At 43.1% G+C, this 10,020-nt stretch carries 11 protein-coding genes; 1 reads left to right on the plus strand and 10 read right to left on the minus strand.

Annotation, left to right across the window (positions count from 1 at the left end):
* Position 1 precedes the first annotated feature (1 nt).
* Positions 2-382 carry a hypothetical protein gene (locus tag HMPREF9331_RS08885; RefSeq protein ID WP_040357342.1) on the minus strand — a complete coding sequence of 127 codons (381 nt, stop codon included), beginning with the start codon at positions 380-382 and terminating at the stop codon, positions 2-4.
* 251 nt (positions 383-633) lie between these two features.
* Here HMPREF9331_RS08885 and HMPREF9331_RS08890 point away from each other — a divergent pair, with 251 nt between their 5' ends.
* Positions 634-1,071 (plus strand): hypothetical protein, encoded by a 438-nt coding sequence (locus HMPREF9331_RS08890; protein WP_016420638.1) that lies wholly within the window; start codon positions 634-636, stop codon positions 1,069-1,071.
* A 64-nt stretch (positions 1,072-1,135) separates the two neighbouring features.
* On the opposite strand, the gene HMPREF9331_RS08895 is transcribed toward HMPREF9331_RS08890, so the two are convergent.
* The 9 genes from HMPREF9331_RS08895 to HMPREF9331_RS08935 all read right to left on the minus strand — a co-directional run.
* Positions 1,136-2,305 (minus strand): MFS transporter, encoded by a 1,170-nt coding sequence (locus HMPREF9331_RS08895; RefSeq protein ID WP_016420639.1) that lies wholly within the window; start codon positions 2,303-2,305, stop codon positions 1,136-1,138.
* A 130-nt stretch (positions 2,306-2,435) separates the two neighbouring features.
* Positions 2,436-2,984, minus strand: a complete 549-nt coding sequence (gene atpH / locus HMPREF9331_RS08900; RefSeq protein WP_016420640.1) for an ATP synthase F1 subunit delta — start codon at positions 2,982-2,984, stop codon at positions 2,436-2,438.
* A complete protein-coding gene (gene atpF / locus HMPREF9331_RS08905) occupies positions 2,981-3,472 on the minus strand; it encodes a F0F1 ATP synthase subunit B (protein ID WP_016420641.1) in 492 nt (163 codons plus the stop codon). Before atpF ends, atpH begins: the two co-directional genes overlap by 4 nt.
* A 92-nt stretch (positions 3,473-3,564) precedes the next feature.
* Positions 3,565-3,765: an ATP synthase F0 subunit C gene (gene atpE, locus HMPREF9331_RS08910; protein WP_016420642.1), complete on the minus strand. Its 201-nt coding sequence runs from the start codon at positions 3,763-3,765 to the stop codon at positions 3,565-3,567.
* A gap of 58 nt (positions 3,766-3,823) precedes the next feature.
* Positions 3,824-4,894 (minus strand): F0F1 ATP synthase subunit A, encoded by a 1,071-nt coding sequence (atpB, locus tag HMPREF9331_RS08915; RefSeq protein WP_016420643.1) that lies wholly within the window; start codon positions 4,892-4,894, stop codon positions 3,824-3,826.
* 161 nt (positions 4,895-5,055) lie between these two features.
* Positions 5,056-6,351, minus strand: a complete 1,296-nt coding sequence (locus HMPREF9331_RS08920; protein WP_016420644.1) for a DUF4374 domain-containing protein — start codon at positions 6,349-6,351, stop codon at positions 5,056-5,058.
* Between the two features lie 27 nt (positions 6,352-6,378).
* Positions 6,379-8,706, minus strand: a complete 2,328-nt coding sequence (locus HMPREF9331_RS08925; protein WP_016420645.1) for a TonB-dependent receptor — start codon at positions 8,704-8,706, stop codon at positions 6,379-6,381.
* Positions 8,707-8,770: 64 nt separating this feature from the next.
* A complete protein-coding gene (locus HMPREF9331_RS08930) occupies positions 8,771-9,565 on the minus strand; it encodes a hypothetical protein (protein ID WP_016420646.1) in 795 nt (264 codons plus the stop codon).
* 252 nt (positions 9,566-9,817) lie between these two features.
* Positions 9,818-10,020 (minus strand): T9SS type B sorting domain-containing protein (locus HMPREF9331_RS08935; RefSeq protein ID WP_016420647.1); only part of this gene is annotated, 203 nt, incomplete at its 5' end.

A 10,020-nucleotide genomic window follows, 5' to 3' on the forward strand; every position in this document is an offset into this window, starting at 1 on the left:
TTTAACCATTGATTGCCATAATGGGAGGGTGTAACCAAGAGAAAAAGACCTCTTGCTTTGTAAGAGAAGTATAATAATAGCAATGACTCACATGAGTAGGAAGATGCTCCAGCTCCCACTGGGGTATCTCCTGAAAGAAGACCTCAGGCAGGGTAAATACCTTCTGCTGGGAAACAGGCGCATCGGTTTGCTCTTTGGTCAATTGGGCAAACTTGCAGGCACCCTCACAATGCAGCTGCGGGCGCGCTTTATTCTGACAATAAGCAGCTACAAAAGCCCCCTTGCTTAGCAGAAAATACGAGAGGTAATATCCGCTAAGTATCGCATTGCACAAGAAGACAACGCTCAGGAGAATCGCTATGCTACGGGTTGCCCTTTTCATCGCTACAAAGATAGCAAAAAAAAGGACATCCAACCCATTTTTAACACCCTCGAAGTACAAAACAATAGTTGTCTCCTACACTATAAAAGAAACCTATAACACACCCCTCTAACTCTTTCTCTTACAGGCGTCTATACATATCAGCCGACAAAGATAAAAATTACAACTTCTCTATGGGTGTTAAATATATAAAATCACAAAAAAATAACAAAATATATAGCCGCTATTTTAAAAAAAAAATGTAGATTTGCATGAACTTAAAAAACACATTAGCCATGACAGGAGCAGAATTACAAGAACTACTCAACAAACATTGTGAAGAAATCCGACATGAACTATCTGGTTTTCTTTTTTATGGAATCCTAAGCTGTGCCGATGGGACTACCTTGGCCAAGGCCTCTGGCAATGACGATGTCGCAAAACTCATAGAACAGGGTTCTGCCTTTCACCTTACCATTATCAATCAGATAAAGCAAGTGGTGTCCAGCATCAAGACTTTGGGAACATTGGAATTAGACTTTGTGCTTATCGAAACCAACAAAATCACCTTCATGATGATGGTCTCTGGACAAGGAAAATTCTTTTCCATCACTGCTTTAGACAGAGAAAAAGCCAACTTAGGTATCGCGCGTGCACTGATTACCAGAACTAAAAAAGAATATGGAGATATGCTCGATAGCTTCTTTTAATGACAAGTGATCAGTGACTAGTGACTAATAACAATAGTATTGGTCACTAGTCACTTGTCATTGGTCATTGGTCATTTCTAAAGAGTTTTCCATACTTGGTATATAGAAAAATAGCGCAGAGGAATCCTGCCGAAGCCATACCTGCCCCTACCAGAGATGGGTAATTGGCTGTATATCCGTGGTCTAAAGGCTTACCTCCGAGGTAGGCGCCTAGTGTATTGGCCAAGTTAAAGGCAGCCTGCATAAAGGCAGCCCCCATCATTTGGGCTTGAGGAGACACACGGAACATCATCATATTCAGCGGCGCTCCTACCGACATGGCCACCACGGCACAGACAAAAGTCAAGCCCCAGGCCAACCAAAGCAGGTGAGAGAAGAAAAATACGATAACCAACACGCTGATCATGGCTATAAAGACGATAACACTAGCGCGTACCAAGTGTAACTTATCGGTAAGCCAACCACCAAAGAAATTCCCTACTACCATACCCAATCCCACTACTATCATCAGTGTAGGCATTTGACTCTTAGGCAATCCTGCATGATCCAGCATCAGCGGCTCTATATAGCTCAGCCATGAGAACAATCCCCCACAACCCAAAGCTGTAATCACAAGCAATAGCATGGAAGGTACCGAGAAGAAGTGCTGCAACTCCTTCCAAAGGGTCTTATCCTTATCATAATCTACCTTTGGCAAAAACAAGAAAATACAAGAAGCAGTGATAAGCCCCAAAGCGGCTATCATACCCATCACAGGGCGCCAACCCAGTATCGTTCCCAAGTGGGTAAATAGTGGAATCACCAGCAAGTTGGCTATAGTCAGCCCACCAAACATAACTGAAATAGCCATAGCCTCCTTGTCCTTGGGCGCCAGTTGCTTGGCTACAATCGCCCCTACTCCAAAGAAAGCTCCATGGGGCAGCCCCGAAAAAAAGCGAGATACCAACAGTAACGAATATGATGGCATCACCGCAAAAAGCCCGTTAAAAAGGGTAAAGAGCAACATAAGAGTAATAAGCACTCGCTGAGGCTGAAAGCGAGTACTCAGCCCCACAAGGGTAGGGGCTCCTACCACCACTCCTATGGCATAGGCCGCAATAAAGCGCCCCACCTGACTATCACTCAGGGCAAGGCTCTCCCCCATGGTGCGCATAAGCCCCATAGGCATAAATTCGGTACTTCCTAAGGCAATCCCTCCTATGGCTAAGGGGAAAAGTTGGCGTATCATTTTCATTGGTTTATCTATTTAAAAAGGGCTGCAAAATTACAACTTTCCTGACAAAAGTCAAGAAAGAAAAATTTTTTTGCAAAAAAAATAAGAGGCTACCCCTTCGGATAGCCTCTTGCAAACACTTGTATAAACTTTAATAAACGTTCTCACTCAATTGCTCTTTGATTCCATATAGCTTATGAGCGATACTTGCATTGTACTGCAAGTCATCTATACGGAGGATAAAGCCCCCGATAAGCTGTGGCTCTACTCTACTCTCCAAAGTGATCTTTTTACCACCACTCAGGGCAATGGCCTTCTGGACAAACTGTGCTTTAAGGCTTTCGGGCAGTTCCACTGCAGTGGTCAGGTATGCGGTAGTTTTTCCCTTATAACGATTGTACTGGATTATATACTCGCGTGCTATATCATAAAGATCAGAAACACGCTTATTTTCCAGCAGTATCTCTATCAAAAGGTTCAGTATAGCCGAACGCTGAGAGAAGACTTCTTGTAGCACCTTATGCTTTATCTCCATTCTCACTATAGGAGAGTGCAAGAGTGCTCGAAGGTCTGGGTTCTCACGTACGACCTCTACCAAGGAGGATATCTCTTGAACAAAGTTATCTTCCTCGTGCTTCTCTATACTATAGTCTAAAAGCGCTTTGGCATATCGCTTGGCTACTTTGCTGGAGTTTATCATTTGATGTTAATTTCGTTCAACAAACTTTCTACGAGTTTCTCTTGTTTCACCTCTGAGGCGAGTTCCTTGGTAAGCACTTTCTTGGCAATATCCAGAGAAATGTTGGCGATCTGCTGTTTGATATCAGCTATAGCCATTTTCTTTTCACTCTCTATAGAGGCTTTGGCATGGGCAAGTAGTTTCTCACTTGCTTCGAGAGCTTCGTCTTTGGCCTGAGAGACAATACGTTCCTTGATCTCGCGAGCTTCCTTGAGGATGGCCTCACGCTCTTGTCGTGCCTCGGCCAAGAGTTTCTCATTGTCTGCCTGTAGGTTAGCCATTTCTGCCTTGGCCTTATCGGCAGCCTCCAAAGCATTATTGATAGAGGTTTCACGATCTTTCAAGGCCTTGAGAATCGGCTTCCAGGCAAAGGCTCGAAGTAAGAGTAATAAGCAAACAAAGACAATCAGTGTCCAAAAACTAAGACTTTCAGGATGGATGATATTCATGTATTTTTATTTTTCTTTTTCGTAATGATTTCTTGGTTTTAAAGAACCGTTCTGCAACCAACCGTTACAGAACGGTATTCCTTGTCTGTGGCTTAAGCTTTTACTAAAGCAACTACCACAGCGAAGAGGGCAACCCCTTCGATAAGTGCTGCAGCGATAATCATCGCTCCTTGAATCTTAGAAGCTGCTTCTGGTTGGCGAGCAATTCCCTCCATAGCGGAAGAACCAATCTTACCAATACCAATTCCTGCTGCAAGAGCTGCAATACCAGCTCCAATTCCTGCTAATACCATAATTTAATTTATTTATATGTTTAATGTTTACTTGTTTTTAGAATATTCTTTCCCTATCTTAGTGATGTTCTTCGGCTACTGCGCCTCCTATGAACAAGGCAGAAAGCAAGGTGAAGACATAGGCTTGGATAAAGGCCACCAATAGCTCCAAGATACTAATAAAGAGCGCAAAACCTACCGATACTGGAGAGACTAGTACAGTCTTAAAGGTAAAGATAAGCCCTACAAGACTCAAGATAATGATATGTCCCGCGGTAATATTGGCGAAAAGTCGGATCATAAGAGAGAAAGGCTTGGTGAGCATCCCAATCACTTCCACAGGAATCATAATAGGTGCCAACCATACAGGTACCCCTGGAGTGGCAAAGATATGCTTCCAATAGTGACCATTCCCACTAAAGGTAGTGATAAGGAACGTAAGCAAGGCCAATGTCCCTGTAAATATAATATCATTGGTGAGGGTACCTGAGATAATAGGCACCAGCCCCAAAAGGTTTCCTATCAGAATCAAAAAGAAGACTGTAAGCAAATAAGGCATATAGCGCTCGTACTTTCTGTCGCCTATATTAGGACGGGCTATGTCATCGCGAACAAAGACAATGAGCATTTCCAAAAGATTGGCCAAGCCCTTAGGGGCTTTAGGGTTTTTCTTATAAGAACGCGCTATAGAAGTAAAGGCAAGCACCATAAGCAGTGCTATAAGGAAAAGTAACAATACATTCTTGGTTATAGAAAAGTCCAAGGGGCGTGCATTGGTTACTTGGTGATTTTCATCGTAAAAGAGACGACCTTGGGCATCGGTGTAGTAGATCTGCCCATGTACACGCGTAAAATATTGGTTTCCTTTTGCCACCACCACAGCTCCTTTGTCATCGTGATGAAATTCGCTAGAGAGGAAAGTAACCAAGCCCTGGTCTGTCCAAAGGATAATAGGCAAGGAGAGACTTATAGGGTGCCCATTCCAGTCAAACAAGTGATAATCGTGAGAATCGGCAATGTGGTGCATCACTATGCTCGTGTAATCCTCCTCTTGTCCCTCAGTAGGGGTCTCGTCTGTAGCTGCCTTCCCCGCAAAAGGAAGTACTAACAAACTTAAAAACAGCCACTTACTAATGATTTTTCGTATCATCTTTTAGTAATTATTATTGATGTCGCGTATATTTTATTTCGAGGTACAAAGATACACTTTTATTTTTACTTTTACTTATATTTTTTGTTTTTTTTAGGAAGAAGCAAAGAAGCGAAAAATGAAGAGCAAATAATTTTTCACTTCTCACTCTTCACTTTTCATTATTCACTTTTCATTACCCCCAGTGCTCTGACTTCTTGTCCTTTGATAATAAGCCCTTTGCTAATGGTTTTGGCATTGGCATCAATGACATAGATAGCAGGGTCAGTATTGTCAGTATTGATTCCAAAATAGATCTTCTGTTGCGCCTTATCCACATAAGGGTCGGTGATACTGTTGATGTACTCAGGCTCGCCTGTGAGCATATCCAGCTGCTGGGTGGCTACATCAAAAATAGCAAACTTACTGGCTTTCCCCGAAGCATCGCCAAATTCAGTTACATCTAAGCCTATTTTATCAAAAAACTGCAAGCAAAAACGTGTCCCCCCTAAGTAATGAGTACGGAAAAGTTTTCGGTTACCACTCTTTTGGGTAAGATTCACAAAATAGGTATCATCAAAACTACCATTCTCCACATTGACCTTGAGCACAGCCGAAGGCCTGTCAGTAGCATTAAAAGCTGCGGCAAAGGCATACACCTCTCCGCTATCCAAGACCTCTACCCCGCTCTTGCCAGTGGCTTTGATTAGACCTCCTATCACACCTGTACCTTTGTCGCCTTTGATAACTTTTACCAAACGAAAATTATGATCAAAGACGCCTATATAAGTTGTATGGGTATGTCGGCTCTCTAAGAGCAATTTGGTCTGAGGAAAAACCCCTTCGTCCAAATAGGCCTTGATAGGGCGAATGGCTGCCAGTAGATAGTCCTTGTATTGCCTTAGATCGGTGATATAAGCCACCTCACCTATATTATCAAAATTCTTAGAATCCCACTCTATAGGGTCGCTTACAGCATCGGAAGTGGTATCAAAGCGAAAGAACTTCACCGAAGTAGGGCTTACGGCCTCTTTAGGAAAGTATTCCCTATCGGAATAAGTACCCACCACACTTGCCCCAAAGTCTGTACGGGCTTGTATAGAGTTTTTCAGGTCATACTCCTTGCGCTTGGAGAGCTTACTTGCCTTGCGCTCAAAGGAAGCCGACTTACCTGGGTCATCACGATTATAGACAAAGGTATAGAGATACTTATCCTTATAGAAGTGAATACGACGGTCACCCTGCATCTGTATAGCATCTTTGGAATTAGCTGCCGAGTCGTAAGTACCTGTATCAAAGAATGGTGCATTAGCAAACACATAGGAGTTATTCTCTGTTCCCAATATCAGCACATAGGGAGTGGAGGCGTCCACTCCAGAGGGAGTACTATTGTCCCCTCCTTTAGGTTCGTCATTCTTGGAACAACTCCAAGAGAGTAGCCCTGTCAGGGCATACAAAAGGATTCTATTTGTTGTCATCTTTTTATTTCTTTAATTCTTAAACCCTTATTGCAAAAACATACGCAGCTTAACGGCAAGGCTACGCCCTGGTTTTTGTAAGTTATAATTGTCATAGCGATCAGTATCTAAAATATCCGTTATATCAAAGGAAAGATTATATCGTCCTCTCTTGAGACTATAATTGGCAGAGAAGTCTAGTGTCAGCTGTTGGGGTACCTCTTCAGCGGCCTGATAGCGTTGCCAGTCATTGGCAAAGGAATGAAAATAGTTAGCAAAAGCAGTCAATATCAGCTTATTATCCGCCCCTACCCTGTCAAAGGTATAACTAAGATCGGCATTGCCAAAGAGATAAGGGATATTAGGCAGACGCTCATTGTAGAAATAGTGTTCTTTACGCTGGTCATTTTCCTCTATATAGCGCTGTTTGTTACGCATATCCTGGAAAGTAGCACTCACCCCAGCCGAGAGCTTTTGCCGAAAGAAATAGCGTAGCTCGGTATCGGCGGCATGCACTTGTACATCGCCAAAGTTCTCAGTTACAAAGATCCCATTGCGGTTACGACGATTGATAAAATCAGTCGCTTGGCGGCGTGCTAAATTCACATCCCAAACCAATTGGTGATCCTCTGCAAAGTTCTGTGAGAGACTACTACCCAAATTCAGGTTCCAGCTACGTTCAGGCCGCAGGGCAGGATTCTGCGATTCTATCCCATCACCTTTGCCAAAGAGTTCACGACTGGTCGGTAGTCTCAAGGCATTTTCTACTGAAGCCTTTAGCTGAAAGGCCTTTGTAAAGCGATAGGTTGCAGCCAGTCCATAGCCATTAGCCTCGGTTTGGTAAGAGAACTCACCCAAGGGACGATTCTGCTGAGAGGTATAAAAAGCCTTGACATCATTCCAATAGCTCTTGTAGAAAACCGTAGTATTCCACCTCTCGGACTGGTATTTGTAACTAACCCCCAGCACACTCTTGTCAGTACGGGTCGGCAGCTTGGTAAAGAACTCCCTAAAACGATCATACCCTGTACGATTAAAGAGCGTATAGGTATCGGTCAGTTCCACCGTATGCTTATCTAAAAAATGATAAGCCATGGTAAGAGAGACCAAAGCGTTATGATTCTTAAAGCGATAGTCAGAGAGCTGCTGTTCACCTGGCTTGGCCATTGCTTTGCGCTCACCCAGCCAATTGTAGCGGTAGCGACCTGTATCTTCGTTGTGCGATTCCCCAAAGTTATAGTTGGCGTGTAGTGAGAGACTAAAGTCAGATATAAAAAGGTCTTTCTTACTATAGAAAAGCGTAGGCATAAGGGTTGTTGCTTGGCGATACTTATCTCCAAAAGCCTTGTCCATATCGGCCGCATGCTGTACTTGGTCATAGAGATTCGCCCATACAAAACCTAAGAAAAGTCTATCGGCAAAAGACTTGTCTGAAAGACCAAGCTTTAGGGCGACGCTCTCGTTGTGATATTGGTTATGGAAACGCCTTACCCGCTGCTTGTCCGTACTATAAGTATTGGTCGTGAAATCCAATATTTTCACCTTGACCCAATAGTTGTTATCCGAATAGTTCTGATAGGCATTCACACCCAAGGAAAGACCATTCTTCCAACTGTGGGAGGCATTCAGGTAAGTTTTATGAGTATTGAAAGAGCCATAGGAATAGGAAACATCCAAAAACTGCTTAGCGGTAGCTTTGGTAATGATATTGACCGCACCTCCCAGCGCGTCAGAACTCAGATGAGTAGGCACCACACCCTTATAGACCTCTATACGCTCGGCATTGTTCAGTGGGATATTGTTCAGCTGTAGGGTAGGCCCCATGCCTTCCATAGGTACGCCATCTACAAAGACTTTCACATGATTGCCTCGGAAGCCATTGAGTGAGAGGTTCATCTGAGAACCCAAGCCACCACTCTGCTGTACCTTGACCCCAGAGATCTTGTCCAAGACCTGTGGCAGGTCGCTACTGGAATTATGAAAGGCTTTCAGATCTATCGTAGAGACGGCAAACTCTGATTCCTTGAGCTTCATCAGAGGTGTTTTCCCCTGTACCACCACTTGCGAGAGAGCGGTTACCTTAGGCTCCAGCATCACATAGAGTGTTCCCTCTCCTTGTTTTATCTCTTGCTGGTAAGGCTGATAATTCAGATGGGAAAATACTAAGATACTTTTACCTTTTTGCGGCGGTAAGTAAAGAGTAAAGGCACCTTGTACATCAGTGGCTACCCCTACGCCAACCCCATCTTTTAGGGTAATATTAACCCCTACAATTGGTTTATTTTGCTCATCAACCACATAGCCTTTGATAAGTTCTTGTGCCGAAATAATCCCTGAAGATAGCCATAGCAAAGCAAAAATAAAATATTTGTTCATATACTATAGAAGAAAAGGCCGTGCAGTACACAGCCTTTTCCGTTTTACAAAGATGAAATACACGTTACTTTCTATTCTTAGCTATTACTACTTCAGAAATTGCCACGGCACGATTAGCCACATTCTTACCACGTATTTGGGTTACACTGATTGGGCTATCTACTTTCACGACCAAAGTTTGGAATTCGGCTGTTGCATTAGGGCGTACTTTGGCTGTGAGGTTAAACTTGATATAGCCTTCGTTATAGCGAGAAGCTCCTTCGTGGTTACCTGGCTGCACATCCTTATAGACTGGGGTTTCTAAGCGAGAAAGTGTAAAATCAATTGACTCAATTTGTACACTTGGATCGGTAAGCTCCACCCTTTTGTCATCTGTCTTGGTCTTATAGCCTAAGTTACCTACATAAGCCTTATTCACTTGTAAAACTCCAGAAGCATCTATAGGTACTTCCACAAAGATTTTCACCCCATCGGTAAGGGATTTCATAGTTTTGGCAGCTTTTTCGTCGGCTGCTTTAAGCTCATCAATAGTCTTGATATTATCGCCTACATTTTTAGTAACGAATTGGAAGCGCTTTACCTTAACATTATTGCCCTGAGGGTCTTTGCTGTCATACACCAATTGGGTATCATTCCAAGGAGCAGCATCTTTCTCGTTGCTCTCTACCGCATAGAGTACGCGAGTAAAGTGTGTTTTTACCTCCTCGGCATTACCCAACTTATAAGAGCCAGAGAACCCTTCTTGGTTGGTAGGTACACCTTTCTGCTCGGGAGCTGGTGCTGGCTTGTCATCATCTTTGGAGCAAGATACTGCAAAGAGTCCCCCTATTACAAGGGCTGATAGAATTATTTTCTTCATATAATTTTTATTAAAACTTATTTCGGGTGCAAAAGTATTATTTTTATTTATTCTAAACAAATAAAGTTATTAACATAGTGACAAGCTATTAAGCGTCAGGCATCGTAGCGTACGTTTTTCCCCTTCGGGGGAAAGGGGGATAAAAAAGAGAGACTTCCCATCCCTGGAAAGTCTCTCTTCTCTAGTTATTGTTATATCCTTGTTCAGGTATTCTTCACTATTCATTCTTCATTCTTCATTCTTCACTATTCACTAACGATAAAGGGTAAAGTGTCCTTTGAAGGTTCTGTTGTCATCAGGTTCGTTAAGGCGTAGGATAAACCAGTAGTCACCTGTTGGAAGGGCTTCGCCTCCGTAGGTACCATCCCACTCTTCTTTGTTGTTGAGGGTGGCTATCTTTCGTCCATAACGATCGTAGATCACAGTCTCTGCATTCGGATAGCTGGCTAAGTTAA

It is taken from the genome of Capnocytophaga granulosa ATCC 51502, assembly GCF_000411115.1.
GTDB classification, from domain to species: Bacteria; Bacteroidota; Bacteroidia; order Flavobacteriales; family Flavobacteriaceae; genus Capnocytophaga; species Capnocytophaga granulosa.

What these genes read in the sequence shown, in the direction of transcription:
- atpB (WP_016420643.1), bottom strand. Translation starts at nt 4,894, where the DNA reads ATGATACGAAAAATCATTAGTAAGTGGCTGTTTTTAAGTTTGTTAGTA.
- atpF (WP_016420641.1), bottom strand. Translation starts at nt 3,472, where the DNA reads ATGAATATCATCCATCCTGAAAGTCTTAGTTTTTGGACACTGATTGTC.
- HMPREF9331_RS08920 (WP_016420644.1), bottom strand. Translation starts at nt 6,351, where the DNA reads ATGACAACAAATAGAATCCTTTTGTATGCCCTGACAGGGCTACTCTCT.
- HMPREF9331_RS08930 (WP_016420646.1), bottom strand. Translation starts at nt 9,565, where the DNA reads ATGAAGAAAATAATTCTATCAGCCCTTGTAATAGGGGGACTCTTTGCA.
- atpH (WP_016420640.1), bottom strand. Translation starts at nt 2,984, where the DNA reads ATGATAAACTCCAGCAAAGTAGCCAAGCGATATGCCAAAGCGCTTTTA.
- HMPREF9331_RS08925 (WP_016420645.1), bottom strand. Translation starts at nt 8,706, where the DNA reads ATGAACAAATATTTTATTTTTGCTTTGCTATGGCTATCTTCAGGGATT.
- HMPREF9331_RS08890 (WP_016420638.1), top strand. Translation starts at nt 634, where the DNA reads ATGAACTTAAAAAACACATTAGCCATGACAGGAGCAGAATTACAAGAA.
- HMPREF9331_RS08895 (WP_016420639.1), bottom strand. Translation starts at nt 2,305, where the DNA reads ATGAAAATGATACGCCAACTTTTCCCCTTAGCCATAGGAGGGATTGCC.
- HMPREF9331_RS08885 (WP_040357342.1), bottom strand. Translation starts at nt 382, where the DNA reads ATGAAAAGGGCAACCCGTAGCATAGCGATTCTCCTGAGCGTTGTCTTC.
- atpE (WP_016420642.1), bottom strand. Translation starts at nt 3,765, where the DNA reads ATGGTATTAGCAGGAATTGGAGCTGGTATTGCAGCTCTTGCAGCAGGA.